We start from the raw sequence: 21,759 nt of genomic DNA, 5'->3' as shown, positions 1-21,759 counted from the left end.
CAACGCCGACCCGATAATCGGGGAACTCAAATCGTTGTTCCGCCTCGATCGGCCGTTATGATGAAACCATCGCTTGATTCCGTTGACTCTCTGCTCCAAGATCTTCTGGTGCCGTCGAGTACATCGGCCAATTCCATTTGGTTACCACCCACTTCCGATCATCTGTTGCCCGACGCTTCCCCTCCTTCTGACGACGAACCGGAACAGGCTGAACTGTTCGAGACCGATCCTCCGCCGTGGGAATTGACCGTCCAGGAGGATGTGCGTTTGGCGTCGATCGTGTTTGCCAAATCTCCACACGGTCCCTATGACTATCGCATCCCAGATCACCTTCGCGAAGAACTCAAGCCCGGCATGAGGGTCGGGGTCCCCTTGGGCCATCGCCGCAAAGCAACGCCGGGCTGGTGCGTGGGCATCAAAGAGGGATCGTCCGCACATCGCAAACTGCGAGATGTGACTGAGTTGTACGACGAGTCGCCGCTGTGTGATGCAGCGTTGGTTCGCTTGGTGATGTGGATGAGTCATTACTACCAAGTCCCGGCCGGCCAAGTCTTCGACACGCTCATCCCCTCAAGCGTGCGAGCGGCAGCCGGCACTCGCCAAACCACCTACTTTAGTGTGTCCCCCGATCTGACAGCCGAACAAATTGAAAAGCTGCCGGCCAAACAAAAGAGCGTTATCGAATGCTTGATCGTGCAGAAAAAACCGATGACGGCGGCTGAACTCGCCGTTACCGCTCAGTGCACCGAAGATCCGATCCGGCGGTTGCGAAAAAAGGAATGCATCGTTCCCGAAGTTCGTCGAGAGATGCATACCGGCATCCGCATTCAAGCACAAACCAACGATGGTGAAGCCAAACAAGACTTCACCCTGACACCGCAACAAACCGTTGCGCTGGAGCGGATCAACGCGGCCATCGATGGCGGTCGCGGCAGGACCTTACTTCTCCATGGCGTTACCGGAAGCGGAAAGACCGAAGTTTATATCAAAGCCATCGAGCATGTGGTTTCTCAAGCCGGTTCTGCGATCGTGATGGTTCCAGAAATCAGTCTGACCCCGCAAACCCGTGGTCGGTTTGAAAGTCGATTCGATTCCGTCGCGGTCCTGCATTCGCAAATGTCGCCGTCGGAACGCCACTTTCATTGGCAACGCATCCGTCGCGGCGAAGTGCAAGTGGTGATCGGACCACGCAGTGCCGTGTTCGCGCCCTTGCCGAATCTGGGATTGATCGTGCTGGATGAAGAACACGATACTTCCTTCAAACAAGACACCCAACCGAGATACCACGCCCGCAAGGTCGCTCATGCCCGCGCGATGGCGCTGGGCATCCCCTTGCTGCTCGGATCGGCGACCCCGTCGATGGAAGCCTGGCACGCAACGCAAAGCGGTCACGCCGAATTGATTTCGATGCCCGATCGCGTCGCCAATCGTCCGATGCCCGATGTGCAATTGATCGATTTGAGAATCCGTGACGAACGAGGCGTCAGCGGTGCGATCAGTCGTCCGCTGCACGCGGCGATTGAAGAAACTTTGCGTGACCAAGGACAAGCCATCTTGTTGCTCAATCGACGCGGCTTCGCGACGACGATCCAGTGTCCTTCGTGCGGGCATGTCGTCGCATGTCCCGACTGCGACATGCCGTTGACGCACCATCGTGATGGCGGCAAAGCCATGTGCCACTACTGCGACTACACCATCGGAACCCCTCCATGGTGTCCGGCGTGCCGGTTCGATGGGATTCGGTACGGAGGTTTGGGCACACAGAAATTGGAGGTCGAAGCGAAGTCCAAGTTCCCTGACGCCAAGATCGCTCGAATGGACAGCGACACGATGAAACGCCCTGGCAGTCACCAGCGGGTGTTGTCGGAGTTTCGTAGCGGCGAGATCAATTTGCTGCTCGGAACCCAAATGATCGCCAAGGGGTTGGACTTCCCCAATGTGCTGCTGGTCGGTGTGATCAATGCGGATTCGGCGCTACACTTCCCCGACTTTCGGGCCGCCGAGAGGACCTTCCAACTTGTCACCCAAGTCGCCGGCCGGACCGGGCGCGGCGACCGTGGTGGTCGCGTGATCGTGCAAACCTTCTCGCCGGAGCACCCGGCAATCCAAGCCGCATCACAACACGATTATCTGAAATTCGTCGAAGGCGAAATGGTCAATCGCCGAAAATTCAACTACCCCCCGCTCGGGAGTGTCGCCCGCATCATCATTCGCGGACCGCTCGAGGACAAAACCGAAACGGTCGCCGATGCCATTTTGGCGAGGCTTGAATCGGCCCGCGATCTGCTCAATGCCGAAGTCCGGATCCTCGGTCCGGCCCCTCCACCGATCGTGCGGCTACGGGGCAAATACCGATTCCACCTGTTATTGCAGGCATCCGAAGCGGCCGTCGTGGGAGAGACCATCCGCCGGGCGCTGGCGGATTTCAAAGTTGATCCAAAAGAGGACATCGAATACCTGATCGATATCGACCCGATGAATTTGTTGTAGCGACACTTCGAGGTGCCGTTGTACTACGATATAGACGATTCGGGCATGCCGTTTTCTCTTCTCGTTCATCCATGACCACCCAATCCCACGCCTACGATTTTTTGCAGCCACCAACGCATCCAGGCGACTTGGGAATGCTCGGCAACTACCGAATCCTCGGTGAACTCGGAAAAGGTGGCATGGGATTTGTCTTTCGAGCCGAAGACACCGTCTTGGAACGTGCCGTCGCCCTCAAGGTGATGAACAAGCGAATTGCGTCGACGCCCAATAGTCGCGAGCGGTTCCTGCAAGAAGCTCGAGCGATGGCGGCGGTTCACCACGACAACGTGGTCGTTATCTTTGAAGTCGGCACCCATGAAGGCACTCCCTTCATGGCGATGGAAATGTTGCGAGGCGAAACGCTTGAAGCCGTTAACGCACGAAAGGAGGCTCGCGACTATGTCAAGGTAATCGATTACGCTAGCCAAATCTCGCGAGGTCTCGCCGCTGCCCACGCCAAAGGCATCGTTCACCGCGATATCAAGCCGGCCAACATTTGGATCGAACAAAACAGCAATCGGATCAAGATTCTCGACTTTGGACTCGCCCTCGCTCAATCACCGCTCGATGAGTTTACCGGCGTCGGATCAGTGTGTGGCACGCCGGGTTATCTGACGCCCGAACAAGCTCGCAGCGATCCTTTGGATGATCGTAGTGATTTATACAGTCTTGGTGTCGTGCTCTACGAAATGTGTACGGGTCGCTTGCCGATTCAGAAACCGGCGATCGCGGAGCAGCTCGTGGCCTTGTTGTCGCATGAACCGCGACGAGTGCGAGATTTAAATCCCGACATCCCACAACCACTCGCCGATTTGATTCATCAACTTCTGGCAAAGGAGCCGGTCGATCGCCCCGCGTCCGCAGCCGCGCTGGAAAAACGGCTCAAGAAAGTGGCCGTCGAATGCGAAGCCAAATCTGAGGTCGCACTGTCACTCAATAAGCTGCAAGCGAGTCTCAAAGAGGTTGTCAGCAAGCAAACGACCGAAGTCGAAGAACCGATCGAGATCATCGAGGAGTTGCCGGCCTTCGATCACTACGATCCGCTTGCGATCCCGGCACTCAATACCCTCCCCAATCCAAATTCGCCCGCAGCATCAGCGCCAGCCATGCCGTCGCGAATCAAGCAAGGCGGCACGCCCGTTCGCTCGGAAACCAAGCCGTCCGCTCCCGCGACGACGGTTAGTCCCGTCGTCTGGCTGGCGGCTGGCGTCGGTCTCACGCTAGCGTTCGTGGCATTGGGCGTTTGGATGATTTGGCCATCGGATCAAGAAAATTACGTTGTGCTGCCCCCGTCGCCTGACTCGGCATCAATGAATGCCGGGCCAGCGAACAACACACCGACCAATAACTCGACGCCAAAACCCGAACGACCTGACGATAATTCATCAGTCAAGAAACCACCCGTCGAACAACCAAACACGAAAACTCCGTCGGGCAACAAAAACCAACAACGTCCCAAAGATCAGCCCATCAAGGGGAAAGGAAAAGGAAACCAGAAGTCTCAAGGCGAACAAAAAAATCAAGGCCGATCCAATGCACCCGCTACTGCCCAGCCATCTCTATCGTCCACTGACGATTCGCTCAACCCAAGCGAGCCGGATTCAATGCTTCCCGAAACCCGATCGGAATCTTCGGTCGCCATAAGGACGGACGACATCGCCGCGATTGATTCGATGAAGCCCGAAATGCTCGATGACGTTGCCAGCCCAAAACCGGTTGTGAAAAAAGTTCCTACTCGATCCATACCGGTAACCGCTGAATTTGGCTTAGGTGCCGACGCCACCGTCAGAAAGATAAAGCCCAAACTGTCCTTTGGCAAAAAGAACAACTTGATGGTTCAACGCGTCAACGGAGAAGACGCACAACATGCTTACCTGCGTTTCGACTTACAGTCCGTTGACGTGGATCGGAGCGAAATCCAAGACGTCATCGTGAGGTTGAAATCATTGACCCCAGTCAAGGGCAACAAGGTCGAACTGAGGCTCTACGGCGCGGACACCGCCGAAGCCGAAGACTGGCAAGAAGAAGGCGATTTCGCTATCAAGTGGGAAAACTCTGAGTCTGCCAACGGGCTTGAATCTCTCGATCAACTTGTCGACTTGGAGTTTATCGGTACAGACGAAAGTTACGTCTCCTTTCAAAGCCCAGCCTTAACGGATTTTGTTCGCAAATCGGGCCGCAGGACGCTCACATTCGTCATCGCGGGCGGTCAAGAGGACAACGCTGCAGCCTTGTTCTCTAGCCGCGACAACCCAGACGGCGAACCGCCCACACTGTATCTCGCTGTACCAAAAAACTAAGTTTCGCGACGTCAATCAGTGGCATAGACTTCCAGCCTGTGGAAATAAAAACACAGGCTTGAAGCCTATGCCACTTTTACAATGCGGCAATTAATGTTCACGCGCTGCTAAGCGTGCGCGGCCGTCAACAGCGGAGCCATTTGGTAAGCTCGGTTACGGAATAAGAACTCGATGATATTGCCTTCATGCGGTTGCAACCAGTTCAACCGATTCGTCGGAATGGGACCGACGTTTAAACGATCGATCTCCACGCATCTTCCGGCTCGGGTGATGAAGTCCTCGTTGGCGGTAATGACCGTGCCCACCAATGTCGGGCCGATATTGGAAAGCATCTCGGACTGAGGGCATTCGACAACGCTAACGAATGGGAACATGTATTCCTTGGCCGCGACCGCCCGCTGGTGCGAGTCCGCGTGGACGACCATCGGTCTCAAGTACGCACAATGCTCACGCTCGATCAATTTGTCACCGTAATCGGCCGTCATGTCGGTGACCCCGTGTTCGGCCATATCTTGTTGGACCATTGCCCAGGTACCGGTAGCCATCGCGGGAACAGTGAACGCAGCCAATTGAGCATCGTCATCGTTGGGAGGCAACACATCGACCGGGCCGATTTTCTCGGCGATTGCTGCGGCGATTTCTCGAGTATGCCGACTCGCCCAAATGCCCGAGCAGTTGATGCAGCTTCGGCCGGAATTGCTCAATACACTTTCGACCATCACGTCGAGATACTGCTCCCAATCATCGACCACGTCGTCGCCCAATAGAATCTTCGAAAAGCCCGGCCCGTGAGCTTGCACCCGAGGATTGCCTTCGTGCTGCGCCACTGTTTGAGCACTTCCGAAGATCATGCTGCGTGGAGACTTGGTCATGATCGCGCCGCCCGCATCGTGGCCACCGGGGTATAAACCGAACGCGGCACCGGGCACACCGGCTTCCATGAACGCCGAAACCATCCGATAGGGAGTCCAAGGTTCTTGCGAACCCGGCTTGAGCGCCAATCCAACCTGCAATGCGATCGCAGGTAGCCATAGCGTATGAACGCCCGGCGAATTATTGGGGAGCACGGCACCGAGGATCGGAGTCTGACATTGGTAACTCACCGTGACGCCACGGCCTTCATCGCCAAATCCATTTGCCAGGATCGATAGATCCAATCCGCGAGTCAAGCACTGCAGAATCTCATCGATACGGCTGAGCACGAAGCTGTTTTTTGCCATATTGGAACGACACATGTGTTCGGGCAATCCGGTGCTGGCGGATTGTTGATGAACAAAATCATCGACACTCTGCGCCGAATCTCCCACCGTCAATGTGCCATTGGCGAATAGTTCAGCCGCCTTTTTGCTCATCTCAATCAGTTCGCTCGTCGGGACTTCCAAGAGTGCTTCGCGAGCCTTGTGAGCTTGCTTAAGATCGCGTCCGACAATCCCGCCTCCGACCGTACCAACGCGTGCGATCGGTTCGCCGGTATCAAAGTGAACGACTTCGTTGAAGTCGAGCGATTCGTACTGCTTGCCCCAACGGAGTGGATTCAGGGTGATCATGGTATTGAACAAATTTGGTATATGGAAAAAGCGATGGGTTGAGTTGGACGTTACCGAACGGGATTCGGTGAAGTGCTTGTTGACTCGTCATTTGGTGCGGCTATTTCGCACCCAACGAGATCCGGTCTCGCTAGTTAGCCGAAGGGTGTTAGCGGCGTGTTGATTTAGTCTGCATCATAACCTGACGCGTGAGTTTTGAAGTTGCACTTTTGCCTGTGGCATTAGTTTTTCGTAACCCGAAGCGTAAGCGAGGGATGAGTCAATATCAATGATCCCTCGCTTACGCAGCGGGTTACGAAAAAATCGCAACTTCAAAATGCGTAAGCGAAGGATCAGTCATTAACAATGATCCCTCGCTCACGCGTCGGGTTACGATTAAATCAACGAGCCGCTAGGCTCCGGTTCCCAAAACAAAGACTGCCGTGAACGAGCGTCGCAACATTCACAGCGAGTGGAGTACAAACAATGGTATTGGAAAGGCAATTAGTAAACGCCGACCGTCGTCGCGCTGGCGAGTTCGTGGAACGGACGCACGCCGGAGACACCGTCCCATGGATACGTCTTGAAGGGAAGTTCGCGTTCGCCTTCGTCACGTTCCATGAAACCGGGAACGAAGAACTCGTCCGTTAGCGTATAAAGTTTCACACGTCCGGTCTCGCCGTAGCCGACCAGTTGGTTGTAGTCATCGAATGTCACGACTTCCGTGACGGCGCGAGGTTGCGGGGCATAATAACTAATCTTGTAACCGTCCTCGGCAGAAATCGGTTTGCTACACGCCAAACCCATCAACGTATTGCCATAAGTCGGTGTCATGAAGACGCCGCCTTCCTCCGGCGAACCACCCAGGAGTTCCTCAACACAAAATCGGGTCCATTGCGGCGTGAACTCAGTGCCGCCGGAAAAGATCCCCGTAATTCCTACTTCGCTGAGACTGGTGCCTTTCTCTTCGAGAGCTTCGCCAAGCGATTCAAGTAGCTTCGGCGTCGTGAACATGCACTTCACGTCATGGCCGGCGGTAAGAATCGTGACCGCCTGATCGATGCAATGTTTCTTGTATTCCTCAAGATGTTCCATCCATCCCTTTTTGATCAGCTTCACCACCCAACGTGGATCCAAGTCGATGCAAAAACAAATCCCTTCACGGTACTGGGCCAAATGCTCGACGGCCAACCGGAGACGCCGCGGGCCGCTGGGACCAAGCATCAGCCAGTTCGCGCCGCGCGGAAAGTACTTCTCTGGCAAAGTGTCGCTGAAGAGCTCGTAATCCTTCCAGTGATCCTCAATCACCATGCGGCTTTTGGGAATACCGGTGGTGCCACCGGTTTCGAACACATAAACGGGCTTACCCGCATGGCCTTTGGGAACCCAACGACGAATCGGACCGCCTCGCAACCACTCGTCTTCGAAGTGCGGAAATTTTTTCAGATCGTCAAAACTCTTCACGTCGGTCAGTGGGTCAAAGTTCAATTGCGATTTTTTCTCAAGCCAAAAAGGGCTACCGGTCTCTTCACTGAAGTGCCAATGCACCGTCTTGAGCGTGTGTTCGTTTAGCCGATCGAGAGCGGCGGACGCTAAGGATTGGACCTCACTGCTTAATTCGCTGTTCATGGATTCGTCGACGATGCTCATGGATTTCTCAGGCGGGGAATGGAAAACGAGAATGGGCGGGCTTGAATCCATTATGCCGCGCCGGAAAGTGTCTACCTAGAGGTGACAGGTCAATAAAAAACCTCGAAGCGATTCGCTTCGAGGTTCAGTGTTCTCAGTCATGGAAGCCGGACGGGTGCTTCGTTAAAACTTGTTTTTAGGGTGAGCCGAACGCGCTAGCGGGCTGTTGATTTAGTGCACGATTGGGCGTTTTCGTTTAACGGCAAGCCGCAGGCGTCTGCGTTCTCAAGTTCTGTCGCCTGCGGCTTGCCGTTAAACGACTAAATCAACAGCCCGCTAGCGTCGGGCGTCGAGCAATGCCCGCGGCTAGCGCCGTCGGCTCACTCCACTATCCCTAATTCTGTATTTTGACGAAGCGTTAGGGAGCCGCAGGGCTGGCTGCAGGAGGAGGAGCCAAGGTTCCAGAATTGTTGTCGTTGGACGTCGCCGCAGCGATACCAGCCAGACCAGCTAGAGAGGCAAGCCCACCAAGTCCGCCACCCAAACCGCCCGCACCGGCACCGCCACCACCCGCGAAGCCCCCGCCGCCAGTTGCACCACCGCCACCAAGAGCACCACCACCGGCTGCCCCGCCGGCACCTGGTGCACCACCGAGTCCACCCATGCCGGGTGAACCACTGATCGGGTTACCAAATTGATCAAAGCCCGTGATCGGATTGCCGAATTGATCAAAGCCTGAAATCGGGTTGCCGAACTGGTCAACGGGAAGCGCGTCTGCCATGGGGAAGCCTTCCTCAAGAATGACTCCCTCGTCCAACGGCTCATCGGACGCTTCTTCAACTGACTCTACGGCCTGCGGTAAAGGAGCGATCTGCACGATCACCTCATTGGGAAGCGTGATCGATAGCTTTTGGCCTGCGGGCAAAACGATTTGGCCTCTGGAGATGGCTTCCGGTGCCGAGGGAGTGTTTTGGACGACCAACGTTTGCTGACCGTTGAAATTGTTGAACGAAACCTGCTCCAATTCGCCGACCAATTCGAATCCGATCATAGCCATTCCGCGTTGCCCAAGCGCCATGATCGAATAGTCACCTGTATTGACCTTCTCGAATTGGAACCTCCCGCTCTCGTCAGTGACTACCCGATCGATGATCTCACCGTCTTGAACAAGAAACACGTTATTCAAACCGGCAGTATCCACATCAGCGCCCGCAAGGCGAATTTGGCCTCGGAGCCCACCGTCGTCGCTCTGCATGACTCGAAAAGGTGTCGCATTGACAGCGAAGGCCGAGACACTGCTGAAGTCCGCCGCTTCGATCGAAACGGGGCTAAACTTCCCGGCCGGCGGAACATATCGAATGATCGAAGACTTGATGAGAGAATAGTCAATCGCAGCGGCCGACAATTCGACCTCGGACGGAAACTGAGACTGTCCATCAACCACGTGCATGGCACAACAGGCAAATACTCCCTTGGCCCGCGCGGTCATTGCGTAGACTCCCGATTCCACACCACTCAGCTTGAATTTTCCTTGCGAGTCGGTTTTGCCACGAACGGAAGCGCCACGATCGTTTGTCATCACGACAGTCGCATCTGCGATTGTCGACAAGGACCCTGAAGACGACGGAAGAACGACACGCCCGGTTAACTCGCCCGGAGTCTCAGGACTGACCCACTGTGGGACGGTCAAATAATTGGTCGACTTAAGCGAAGTCTCTTCAGCCAAGGCAACAGTCATGGTCATCAAGACCAAGCCGGCTAAGGCAATTGAACGGTTCATAGCGTGACTCTCATGGGGTATTTTCAACGGGTACTCAGGCCGAAACTCGGGGTGGAGAGTTCCGATTAGGAGATTCCTGTTGATGATACGCGAAGATAGGTAATTTATCCACGTTTTTTTGGGTGAATTCTGGAAATTGTCTGTTTTTTTGTGATTTGAAGTTTTTGCCGATCATGGGCAGGGCATCTGCCCGGTCTGCTAGAAAGTTGGGGTTGCCGCGACTTCGGGTTGCGTAAGTTTGGTACCACGCCTTTCGGCGAAGCGAGCGGAGGTCAGTGCGGTTTTCGGGCCAACGGCCCATCCGTTTGTTTAGCCCAGGGTGAGCCGAACGCGGTAGCGGGCTGTTGATTTAGTCCTCATCGAAACCCGAAGCGTGAGCGAGGGATACATACAAAGGACTTAATGGTGATGAATCCCTCGCTCACGCTTCGGGTTACGATTAAATCAACACGCCGCTAGCGCCGTCGGCTCACTTCGTTAACCCCAGCTTCCAAGCTTAAAAAAGCATTAGACGTCTAAATTGCGGACATCCAACGCGTGGGTTTCGATGAACTCGCGGCGAGGCTCAACTTTGTCACCCATCAAGAGCCGGAACATTTCGTCGGCCGCCCCGGCATCGGTCAGGTTAACCTTGATCAGTGTTCGGTTGGCAGGGTCGAGGGTCGTTTCCCGCAGCTCTTCGGCGTTCATTTCACCCAGACCTTTAAAGCGGGTAACGGAAAGACCTTTTTCCCCGGCCGCCCGGATTTCCGGTAGTAGAGCGCGGAGGTCTTCCATGGGCCGCCGGACGTCTTCGCCGCGAACGATTTCAAATCGCGGCGTTGTCGACCCGGTTCGGTCGGCGGGAATCAAGTCATCGAGTCCGAAACCAAGCGGCTGTAAATCTTTCAAACCGCCGTTGATCGTGCGGACTTCGTGCAACTCGGTCAGGTGGGCGACCAGTCGCTCCGGCTGGTCGGCTTTGTCCGCCGTGGCTGCTTGAGCGGACGCGTCGTCGCCGGATTGCTCCGTTTCGGCTTCCTCTTCAGCGAGATCCATGTCCAAAATCGCCCCTCGATCAGCGAGGAACTGTTCGACCTCTTCGAGAGTATGGAACCAGTTTTCCTCGCCTTGCAAAGCGATCAACAACGGCGGCAGTTTCCCGGTCACCGGGTCGAATCGCATTGCGTGAACTTTTAGGCTGACGCCCCGTCGCTCCAAGGCCAGGATCGCGTCTTCCATACCGGCGAGTGCTCCGGCCAAGGCTCGCATCTGCTCGGCTTCGATCCGCCGGCCGTCTTCGGCTTCAAAAATCGTTTCGCTCAAACCGCGTTCGAGCAGTTGAGACTTCATTTCTTCTTCGGTTTGCACGTAATACCTCGTCTTGCCGTGCGTAACGCGAAATAGCGGAGGCTGGGCAACGTAGACATGCCCGGCGGCGACGAGTTGGTACATTTGGCGATAAAAGAAACACAGCAACAGGGTCCGAATATGGCTGCCGTCAACGTCCGCGTCGGTCATGATGACGACCTTGTTGTAACGACGACGTGTTAAGTCTTGGTCCGCCCCGATTCCTGTCCCGATCGCTTGGATCATCGACTGGACTTCTTCGTTGGCGAGCACCTTGTCTTCGCGACTTTTGTAGGCATTGATGATCTTTCCGCGCAGCGGCAAGATCGCCTGAAACTCCCGCATCCGTCCCCCTTCGGCCGATCCACCGGCCGAATCACCTTCGACGAGATAGACTTCGCACTCTTCCATATTCTTGGAGATGCAGTCCCGAAGTTTACCCGGCAATCCGCCGCCGCCGAGGGCGTCTTTGCGTTTGCGGAGTTGGTCCTTGGCCTTGCGAGCGGCCTCCCGAGCCTCGGCGGCGAGCAAACCCTTGCGGACGATGATCTTGGCGACCTTGGGGTTTTCTTCCAAGTACTTCGCCAATTGCTCGCCGACACCGCTGGTGATAATCCCGTCGACTTCGCCGTTACCGAGTTTGGTCTTGGTCTGGCCTTCGAACTGGGGGTGCGGGACGCGGACACTGATTACGGCGGTTAGGCCTTCGCGAAAGTCGTCGCCGGTCGGCGTGGTGGTTTTAAAAAGTCCTTCTTTTTTGCCATAATTGTTGAGCATTCGCGTCAATGCCGAACGAAAGCCGGAAACGTGCGTGCCGCCTTCGACCGTGTGAATGTTATTGACGTACGACTGCACCGTTTCGGTAAACTCGGTGCTGTACTGCATCGCGATGTCGTACTCGACGCCTTCCCGATGTCCAACGAAATGGATCACGTCGCTGTGCAACGCGTCACTGGCCCGATTGAGGTGTTCGACAAATTCGACAATCCCGCGTTCGTACTTGTAATCGCCGCCTTCGCCGTTTCGTTCATCAAGGAATTTGATCCGCACACCGCTGTTGAGAAACGCGAGTTCCTGCAAGCGTTTTTGCAACACATCGAAGCTGTACTTCGTGGTGCTGAAGATTTGGCTGTCGGCTTTGAAAGTCACCTTCGTGCCGGACTTCTGCGTCGGCCGACCTTTCTTGATCGGTCCCGTCGCGACACCACGTTCGTATTGTTGGCTCCACGTTGATCCGTCGCGACTGACTTCGACTTCGGCCCATTGGCTGAGGAAGTTGACGACCGTCACGCCAACACCGTGCAAACCCCCAGAGGTTTGGTAGGCCCCTTTCTCGAACTTGCCGCCAAATTTCAAGACGGTCATCACGCCCTCGAGCGTGCTGACCTCCCGATCGAGTTCCTCCGAAAGTTGTTCGTGCTTGGTGACCGGGATTCCACGTCCGTCGTCGTCGACCGTCACACTACCGTCGTTATGAACGACGACGCTGACCGTTTTCGCGAATCCCGCCATCGCCTCGTCGATCGAATTGTCAACGACTTCGTAGACGAGATGGTGCAGCCCGCGGGCGGTCGTATCGCCGATGTACATGCCGGGACGCTCCCGGACGTGCTCGAGGTCCGAAAGGTGTTGCAAGTCCTTATCGGTGTACTGCGAATTTGCGGCAGGTGATCGCATGTCAGGCTCACCGTTCTCGTCGACTGGTATGCCTTGCGCGCCTGGCATTTCGACCGCAACCGAAGGCGGTGAAGTGGGATCGTCCAAGTGATCTTGAGGATCAGGCGAGGTGCGTTCGGGGGCGGAGTCGGGGGAGGATGAGTCGCTCATAAACGGACGGCCGCAAAGCCGACAAAAACGGACGAAAAGCCACAAACTAGCAGGCTAGAGTGTAGCAAATGATCCGCTCGAGCGTGAGGCGTCCTCAGAACGGATTGGCTCCGAAGGGATCGTCGCCTCCGCCCGCCGGGGCAAACGGGTCGGCGGCCCCGCCAGCGGCGGGCGCGAATGGATCGGCCCCACCGCCCGCACCGAACGGATCCGCTCCGCCACCAGCACCGAACGGGTCCGCCATGGCGGGAGCGAACGGATCCGCCCCGCCATCGTTTTTGGGTTTTTGTTTGGCTTTCTGTTTCTCGTCTGCGGCGAGTTGCTCGGCACCCGCCTGCTTTTCAGTCGTCGTCGAAATGGTCGGCATTTCTTTGCCCACCGGACGCAGGCACTGCAACGTCCCGCTATTATTGACCAAGTAAATGCGATCGGTCTGGACGTTCGTCTGCAGCACGCGAGGGCTCATGCTATTCAAGCGTACCGCGATCTTGCCGGTGCCTAAGTCCAAGACCACCATCGAACCGGACATCGTCCGAGCGAAGACGCGACCGTCCAAAACACCGATCACCTCAGCGATCCCACCGATCGACCGATCCCAAACACTCAATCCCGTGCTGGCGTCCACGCAGGTTAGGTTCCCGTAGGTGGATCGAAACAAAACCTTCTCGTCGAAGAAATAAGGTGAATCGTAAATCGGATCGCCCGTCGGACGGCTCCACAGGACTTGGCCGGATCGAGTGGCTCGCAATCCGTAAATTTGGCCCGATTCGGAACCGAAGAAAAACCGTTGACCCGGTGCCGCCGCAGGTGCACCGACGACAATTCCATCGGTATTCAAACGAAACTGGATATTGGGTTCACCGGCCATCTCTATTACATAGACAAAGCCACCTTCGCTGCCCCAGCAAAGTTTTTCGGACCCGATCGCGCGGGTCGGCATCGAAAGGGCTGCCCCGCTGACGATCTCTTCAAAAATATCCCGGCGCAAATTGACCAACGGGTAAGCAACGATTCGATCGCCGATCGACGGAACGACCGCGAACTCCCCGCATTGCTTGACGCCACGGAGCGGGACGTATCGCATTTGATCGGTGCCGAGTTCTTGACCGTTGGCGATGTCCAAACGAACAATCTCGCCCCCGTTGAGGATCGTGATGAATTGGTCTCCGACACTCAGTCCGCCGTATCCTCGGACGGGCGAACCGACCCGGTGCAGCCAAACTAATTCGCCGGTTTCGGCATCTCGGGACTCGATTGTGCCGTCATTAAACAGTGTATAGAGCCGCACGCGGGGAACTTCAGTGGATTGGATTTCCGCTTCGATCCCACGAAGTTTGAGACGCCGGATGTCGTTTCGAGCGAGCCGTTCTGCTTCGGCGCGATCGAGCAAACCGCTCGATGCGAACTCACCACGACCGAACGCGGCCCGTCCGAGTCCGCCGATTCGACGCTGGTCCGACGACATTAAACCAGTCGTCGAAACCCCAGTGGCGTCATTGCCCGCCGTGGCCGGATCGTCGACGACCTCGAGCAAGTACCGCGCGTAGATCACGCCTTTACCGCCCGATCCGCTATCCTTTTGAGATTGATCGGTTCCCTTGGTGGCTTTCGGCGCAGCCGCTTTCGTGGGATCGGTCGCGCCTGTTTTGCCTACCACTTCGACGTACTGTTTCACGCCGTCACCATGAACGTGGATTTTGTGGTCGACGATCGATTGCGCTCCCGCCGGAGTGCTGAGTTGGCGTTGCCAAGCCTCCTCCAGATCCGTTCGCGATAATTCATCCGGCGTCAATAACGCATGTTCGGCTCGCAATTCCGGCAACGAAGCGATCCCGACTAAAAGACAGAATGTCCCGAAAAAAGGCCGCAAAAAGCAGCACGCTCGATCGAACAATGGCACGGACACTGGCATCGGCTGAAATCGGGTCATGACGTTGATCCGCGAAAAGATCGTCCAAGAGAAGAGAAAAGAGCGAGTCCCATTGTAATCCATTGCCGACACAAAGGCCAATTTTCGCCTCCGATCTGCCGCCCTCACGGCTTCCAATTCGGATAAAGTGGTTCGAGCCATCCTTTGATAATCTAGTCTCCCCCCAAACAGAGCCCCGTTCTGAACATGACGCAAGACTTTCCGACCGGCCCGGCCAAGCGAATCCTGATGCTCGTAGGCGATTTCGTCGAGGACTACGAAGCCATGGTGCCCTTTCAAATGTTGCTGATGCTCGGTCATGACGTCGCCACAGTGTGCCCCGGCAAAAAAGCTGGCGACTCGGTCGCGACCGCCATTCACGATTTTGAGGGTCATCAGACTTATACCGAAAAACCGGGGCATCGGTTCGCCGTCACCGCAGATTTCTCCGCCGTCGATCTCACATCGTTCGACGCACTTGTCATCCCCGGAGGTCGTGCGCCGGAATACTTGAGGCTCAATCAGGACGTACTGGCGATGGTGCGGCATTTCGCCGAGCGGAATCTACCGATCGCGGCGATCTGTCATGGCCCCCAGATCCTCGTCGCCGCCGGCGTCTTAAGCGGACGGCAATGCAGTTGTTATCCAGCCGTTGCGCCGGAGGTGACCGCCGCGGGAGGTCAATACGTTCCACCCGGCGAGGGCATGAACACGGCCCACGTCGAAGGGAACCTCGTCACCGCGCCAGCCTGGCCCGCACATCCGGCTTGGATCCGCGAATTCCAACGCTTGCTCATGACTCCGTAATGCTTCATTCAGTTCATCGAAAGGGCGGGTAGCGAAACCAATGAATCAGCCCAATTCCGATCGACCAAGTGACCCTCCGGTGAGTGATTCTCCTCGGATGGATCCTCCGCCGAGCCTCCCTCCAATGGGTGATCTCGATCCGAGGGTGCGAATCCAACACGAACTGATTCGCGTCCGTCGCCAAGCCGAAGCGGCACGATTGGAAGCCAACGCGGCTCGCTTGGAAGCTTCCGCCGAACATCTCGAAGAACTGATCGAGCGGATCGATGCGGGAGAAGTGCTTTCCGATCGCGAGCTATCGCAACTCGGACTATCAGACGGCCGGTTGAATTCGTGGTCGCGAGTCGATCCGATCTCCGACATCAGCTCCCGCCGAGATGAGAGCTCGCCACTCGAACCAATCGCTCCAACTCCCAAGGTGGTCCGCCGATTCGAATCCTGGGACGCCATTCGCGATGCGCGGGTGGCATACGCCCAACGGATGCGTACCGGCGGCGGTGCGGGCGACTCCGATGCGTTGTTTCGAGTTGACTCCGCTCATCACTCGGTTCGAGCCCCTCGAATGCAAGCAGCGTTGGTCGTAACCGAACCTTCCCAAGCGGAGCACTTGGACGCGAAAGAACCACTCGAGTCGCCCGGCAACGATTCGGAAGAGGTTGCTGCGGCGGACTCAGGTGCAGTGAATGGTGCTCCAGTTCTGCCCGTTCCTGACGGTGAATCAGTCGACGCTGCTGACGATCCGAAGTTTGCGGCCAACGACGAACCGGTGGCCGAAACCGCGACGGAATCGCAAACGGAGCCACCCGTCGCGATCGTGGCTCTGACAGACGAAGACGAGACCACGACCCGCCGCCGCCATCCGATGGCATTGGTCGTTAGCACCGCGATTCATGTTTTGATCCTTGTCATCCTGGCGGGCTTCACGCTGTCCAATGCCATGCCAAAGGACCAAGTCGCCCTTTCCGCGTCGACGAGTGAATCGAGCGAATCGGCAATGGAAACGTTTGAAATTGAAGCGGTCGAGCCCATGGACGAACCCACCGAAACCGCGTCTGATGAAACCCAATATGACGTCAGCCCGCTCGGCGAAATGGCGAAGGTCGACGTGACATCCGATGTCGTCGCGGCGGTCTCGCAGCCAATGGCATCGATGGCTTCGTTGTCCCAACCCAACCTGAACAGTTCGTCGGCGCTGAAGGCCCTGAAGTCGGATTCCCAATCGAAGATGGAGTTTTGTGGCGTCGAAGGTGGCGGCAACCACTTCGTCTATTTAGTCGACAGCTCAGGCAGCATGGGCGACGCGTTCGTGTCGGCCCGTCGCGCCCTTTTGGATTCGATCGAGATGTTGACCCCAAAGCAGCGTTTCTATGTCATCTTTTTCGACGCCAATTGTGACTACATGCGGATCACAAGGGCCGACCAAGACGAACCGCGAAGCGTGTACGCAACGCCCGAAAACAAATCACGTTTGAAAGCGTGGGCGATGCGGGTTTCCATGGACCGCGGTCGAGCTCCTTACGAACCACTCGAATATGCACTCAAGACGCTCAAACCCGATGTGATCTTTTTGTTATCCGACGGTGAGTTCCCAGCTAAGATCGAAGACATCTTGAAGGAAAACAACCTAGTCACGAACCTGTTCGGCGACGAATCACCGGTCAGTATTATTCACACGATCAGCTACTACAGTCGCGAAGGCGAAACCCGAATGCGACGGATCGCGGAGCAAAACCACGGTCAATATCGCCACGTCCCCAAACCCGAATCTCGCTGAAAGTGAAGTGCCTATCCGAAAAGGGGTCTGACCCTCTCGGGCGATACCAGGAAAACAACGAATATCGAATCGCCTCCAAAGGGTCAGCCCCCTTTTCGGATAGGCTCTAAACCAACGTCGATGTCGAATCGGCGAATCGGTCCGCTTCCACTCCGGTCTTTTGGATCATCGATAGCAAAAGATTCGATAGCGGTGGATGCTTGTCGGGATCATGAGCAACGTGTCCGCTGTGACGTACCCCCAACGACTTGCCACCCGCGACGAGTATGGGCAAGTTTTTTGGTGAGTGTTCGCCACCCTCACCGCTGTTCATTCCCGATCCGAACAGGATCATCGTCTGGTCAAGCATGCAGCCCTCACCTTCGGAAGTCTCGGACAAGAAATCCAAAAACCGATTGAGTCGTTGCAAATGAAAACGATCAATCTGAGCGAGTCGTTTCAGCATTTCGGCATCACCGCCGTGATGGGAAAGTTCGTGATGATTCTCACCACCGCCCCCGAATCCACCTGCCTCGCGTGACCACTCGAACGAGATCACACGAGTCGTGTCGGTGATCATCGCGAGGTAGCTCAGTTCCAACATCACGTCGAGCCACATCGGCCGGTCGTGAGCGTTGCCCGGTTGGCTGTCGAGTTGCAAATCCTGATCGGAAACTTCGGGCTTGGGGACATCGACCCAATTCGTCAATCGATCGACGCGGGTCTCCGTCTCGCGAACGGATTGATAGTATTGAGCCAGCTTTTCTCGATCGGACTTGCCGAGTCGTTTGCCGAGTCGTTTGGTTTCCTCCTGAACACTATCGAGGATCGATTTTCTCAGTGCGTAGCGCTTCAGTGTGGCTTCGCGGTCGGCGCTCGACTCAGGAACAAACAATCGATCGAACAACCGGCGGGGAGAGTTTTCGGCGGGCAGCGGAGTGCCATTGCGATCAAACGACAAGGTATGCGAGTGCAATGCCGAACCGGTTCCGGACTGATCAGAAAGCTGAAGCGACGGGAACCGAGTCTCCTCGCCATGCTTCGCCGCGATCACCTGATCGGCCGACACCGAATTGCGATAGTCCTTGCCCGGCGTGGCGTCCAAATCAGCGGCCGTCAGCCACGTGTCGGCTCCCGCATGCCCACCATCGGACGCGGGATGACCGAGTCCGGTGAACACCGTAAAATCGGACTTGTGCTTCTCTAAGGTCTTCAGTGTGGGCGAAAGCGTGTAATCAACACCTTCGTCCTTGGGCATCCATTCGAGGATGTTGACACCGTTGGGGACGTAACAAAACACCGCCCGAGGATGCGCCGCACCGCTGCGTTGAAGCGGTTTGAATTTCGACGGGGCCGCTTGCGTTTCCTTCATCACGTCGAGCAGTGGCAATGTGAGCGAGACGCCCAAGCCTCGTAAGACATGACGACGCGACAGACGAAAAGGATGAGCACTCATGATGACGAAGTAGGGAATGAGGAATGTTCCGTGAAAACGGAGCCAAGTAGTTCGGTACGATCCACTGCCGGATTGTCATTGTATCACGATCGTCGGCATCTCATCGTTGAAGAAATGATTGACTCATCACGATCGCTTTGATCAGCGTTCGCAGGTCGGGGCGATGCGTCTGAGTAAGCATCGTGGCGCGTCGGATGTCCTCGCGATCGACCAACGTCATCTCTCGCCCTAAAGCATAACTGAACAGTTTGGTTGCGAGTGCCTCGTGCAATTGCTCACGTCGGGCGAGCAACGCTTCCTTGAGCCCGTCGATCCCGTCGATCTCGGTACCGTCCGGTAATCGTCCGGTCGCGTCGATCAACGGATCGTTATCACCGACGCGGCCTTTGTATCCGAATCCTTCGCGTTCGCGCCATTGACCCGACGCATCGAAGTTTTCCAGCGCAAACCCGAGTGGATCGATCTTGTCATGACACCGCGCACATTGCGGTAACTCGCGGTGAATCTCCAGACGTTGTCGCACCGTTGCTTTATCGAGACCGGGAACCTTCGGTGAAATTTCACCGGCGTTGGCGACCGGCAGTCCCGGATCCGCGTTGAGCAGCGTTTTCAAAATCCAGGTGCCGCGCTTGACCGGCGTCGTCCGGGTCCCGTTGCTGGTCGTCGTCAAGATCGAAGCCTGTGTCAGCAAACCGCCTCGATGAGTCGACGGATCGATCGAAACCCGGCGAACCTTGTCGCCCCGGACGCCTTCGATGTTGTAAAACCGAGCCAAGCGTTCGTTAAGCATCGCGAAGTCTGAATCGATGAACGTCGAAATCGACAGATCGTTTAACAAGACTTCCATGAAGAATGCTTTGGATTCGCGAGCAAGTGATTCTTCCAAGTGATCGTCGTAGCGAGGGAACAGATCTTCCGCCGGCGGATTGGCACCGATCTCACGCAAGCCCAACCACTGGGCCGCAAAGTTCTCGGCCAGTGACACGCTCCTGGGATCCGCTAGCATTCGATCGACTTGAGCCGCTCGCGTTTTCGGATCGCTCAACCGACCGTCCTGTGCAAGACTCAAAAGTTCGTCATCAGGCATCGTCGACCACAAAAAGTACGACAGGCGCGACGCCAGTTCAAAATCGGTTAATTCGGATTCGTCTTCCGGTTCGGCAAGGTAAAGAAAATTGGGTGAAACCAGCACCGAAGTCAGTGCAATTTTGATCGATTCGATGAAGTCCTCTGTTTGCTTCCACGCCATATCATAGAGCGACAACTTCTCCGCCACTTCCGCCGATTCAACGGGTCGGCGATAGGCGGCAGGCATAAAACGCGTCAACACCTCTTTGGCATACTCGCGTTGTTCATTCGCCGATTCCGGAATCGGCTTGGGAAGCAATCGTGTGTGTGATTGGGGTGGCCAAACAGGATAAACCGGGCCCTCCAACTCGAACCAATCGACCAATAGCGAAGGGCGAGGGAAATCGTCTTGACCATGGACGGTGATGTTCTCAAGGATTCGCCGAAGCGTGTACGAGTTTTGCAAGGTGATGCCGGATTTCTCGGTCCCCATTTCACCAGGAAACTCAAGCGTTTGCAGATTCCCATCGTCGATGCCGCCCGTCACATCGGCTTCGCCGATGATCGTCGGTTGACCTCCTTGATGCACGGTGACGCGTACTCGTGGAGGACCGTAGTTGTAAATCGATGACACTTTCATGTGCTCGATCTCGCGATCCATGTTATGGCGATGATGTCGTTCGTCCTGCGGCTTCTCTCGCATCCGATTATCAAACAGTTCTTGATGGAATCGGGTTGCCATTTTCACGACATCTTCGCGAGTCGGTACGAGGCCACCGGCGTGAATGCGAACCACATAAGGCCCCGGCGTGGGGACTCGGAAATCACGCGCGTTGATGCTCTTGTTCCAGCGATCAAATGCGATCAGCCGTCCGTTTCCATAAACGGGATTTTGGCCACCATTGACGATCGCGTTGTTGTCGCCGTACTTCACGCGATTGCCATCGCTATCGCCTGATTCAGGTTCGAACCGCCAACGGATCGATTCGGGCCTTTCGCCCGTTACAATCGCCTTGTCCAAGATCTCTCGGGCCGACTGCAGGTAGGTTTCAATCTGCATCGGCGAAACCGACAGGGCCCCGCCGTTGTTATCGAACCCGCCCGCACTTGCGTCTTCGGGAAATGCCGAAACATCGAATTCGACTCCGATCAAGTCGCGAATCGTATTCTTGTATTCGGCCCGGTTGAGCCGGCGGAGTACAACATCGGCACTGCGATTGAACTTCTCCGCCCGCTTCATTTCACCGGTCACCCAATCAACCAATATCGCAACCAGCTCGGGGCTGGGTTGCCGGGAATCCTCCGGTGGCATCTCGTGGCTATTGAGAACATTGACGACCTCGGCCCACCGCGATGCGTTAGCCCGATCGGTCATTTGCTCGGATAGACGGTCTACACGGAACTCGCCTTCTTGGGTGTCTGGACCATGGCAATCCAAACAAAACGTCGTCAGGAGGGGAAACGCGTCTCGATCAAACCCGGTCTGATCGGGCTGGAACTCTTCGGATTCTGCCATCACCGGACACACCGGTGCAATCCATCCTGCCAATATCATGACGGCGACAAACAAGGTCGGCGGCAAGGGGCGAGTTCGTTGGAAAAGCCATTTCATATTTGTGTTCTTCAAAACTTATTTAATCTGAAACGGATATCGAAGGATCTTAAAGCGCAGAGGCCGCTGAGACGCAGAGGGCCGCCGAGACACAACCGAAACGTTCTGCGAAGGAAGCTTACTCGAACCGAACGATCGGCGGACGCTGTTTACATGACGCATCAACACAAGAAAAATCACACTCTGGTCCTCGGGTCGCAAACTTTTAATCAATCCTAGCCTCTGCGGCCCTCT

Annotated in this window: 11 protein-coding genes; 4 read left to right on the top strand and 7 right to left on the bottom strand. The window is 56.0% G+C overall.

Features of this window, described 5'->3' with window-relative positions:
• Window positions 1-57: 57 nt before the first annotated feature.
• On the top strand, window positions 58-2,490 hold the full coding sequence (gene priA, locus Pla100_RS03465) for a replication restart helicase PriA (RefSeq protein ID WP_231602633.1): 2,433 nt from the start codon (window positions 58-60) through the stop codon (window positions 2,488-2,490).
• A 71-nt stretch (window positions 2,491-2,561) separates the two neighbouring features.
• The gene (locus tag Pla100_RS03460) at window positions 2,562-4,829 is read left to right on the top strand and encodes a protein kinase domain-containing protein (protein ID WP_146576232.1); all 2,268 of its coding nucleotides are present in this window, start codon (window positions 2,562-2,564) and stop codon (window positions 4,827-4,829) included.
• A gap of 107 nt (window positions 4,830-4,936) precedes the next feature.
• Here the strand turns inward: Pla100_RS03460 and Pla100_RS03455 are convergent, their stop codons facing one another.
• The 5 genes from Pla100_RS03455 to Pla100_RS30310 form a co-directional block, all read right to left on the bottom strand.
• Complete coding sequence (locus Pla100_RS03455; protein WP_146576231.1) at window positions 4,937-6,376, bottom strand: aldehyde dehydrogenase family protein; 1,440 nt, start codon at window positions 6,374-6,376, stop codon at window positions 4,937-4,939.
• A 483-nt stretch (window positions 6,377-6,859) separates the two neighbouring features.
• Window positions 6,860-7,984 (bottom strand): hypothetical protein, encoded by a 1,125-nt coding sequence (locus Pla100_RS03450; RefSeq protein ID WP_390620556.1) that lies wholly within the window; start codon window positions 7,982-7,984, stop codon window positions 6,860-6,862.
• 418 nt (window positions 7,985-8,402) lie between these two features.
• Window positions 8,403-9,764 carry a carboxypeptidase-like regulatory domain-containing protein gene (locus tag Pla100_RS03445; RefSeq protein ID WP_146576229.1) on the bottom strand — a complete coding sequence of 454 codons (1,362 nt, stop codon included), beginning with the start codon at window positions 9,762-9,764 and terminating at the stop codon, window positions 8,403-8,405.
• Between the two features lie 507 nt (window positions 9,765-10,271).
• Window positions 10,272-12,818, bottom strand: coding sequence for a DNA gyrase subunit B (locus tag Pla100_RS03440; RefSeq protein ID WP_390620555.1), 2,547 nt, complete (start codon window positions 12,816-12,818; stop codon window positions 10,272-10,274).
• A 196-nt stretch (window positions 12,819-13,014) separates the two neighbouring features.
• Entirely contained in the window at window positions 13,015-14,850 is a 1,836-nt protein-coding gene (locus tag Pla100_RS30310) for an outer membrane protein assembly factor BamB family protein (protein WP_197167669.1), read from the bottom strand.
• 186 nt (window positions 14,851-15,036) lie between these two features.
• Here Pla100_RS30310 and Pla100_RS03430 point away from each other — a divergent pair, with 186 nt between their 5' ends.
• Together Pla100_RS03430 and Pla100_RS03425 are read left to right on the top strand one after the other, a co-directional pair.
• Window positions 15,037-15,636 (top strand): DJ-1/PfpI family protein, encoded by a 600-nt coding sequence (locus tag Pla100_RS03430; protein ID WP_146576227.1) that lies wholly within the window; start codon window positions 15,037-15,039, stop codon window positions 15,634-15,636.
• Between the two features lie 40 nt (window positions 15,637-15,676).
• A complete protein-coding gene (locus tag Pla100_RS03425; protein ID WP_146576226.1) occupies window positions 15,677-17,410 on the top strand; it encodes a vWA domain-containing protein in 1,734 nt (577 codons plus the stop codon).
• Window positions 17,411-17,516: 106 nt separating this feature from the next.
• On the opposite strand, the gene Pla100_RS03420 is transcribed toward Pla100_RS03425, so the two are convergent.
• Together Pla100_RS03420 and Pla100_RS03415 are read right to left on the bottom strand one after the other, a co-directional pair.
• Complete coding sequence (locus Pla100_RS03420) at window positions 17,517-18,845, bottom strand: DUF1552 domain-containing protein (protein WP_146576225.1); 1,329 nt, start codon at window positions 18,843-18,845, stop codon at window positions 17,517-17,519.
• A 100-nt stretch (window positions 18,846-18,945) separates the two neighbouring features.
• Window positions 18,946-21,525, bottom strand: coding sequence for a DUF1592 domain-containing protein (locus tag Pla100_RS03415; RefSeq protein WP_146576224.1), 2,580 nt, complete (start codon window positions 21,523-21,525; stop codon window positions 18,946-18,948).
• Window positions 21,526-21,759 lie beyond the last annotated feature (234 nt).

Source organism: Neorhodopirellula pilleata (genome assembly GCF_007859915.1).
GTDB classification, from domain to species: domain Bacteria; phylum Planctomycetota; class Planctomycetia; order Pirellulales; family Pirellulaceae; genus Rhodopirellula; species Rhodopirellula pilleata.
This window is presented reverse-complemented; position numbering and strand designations above follow the sequence as displayed.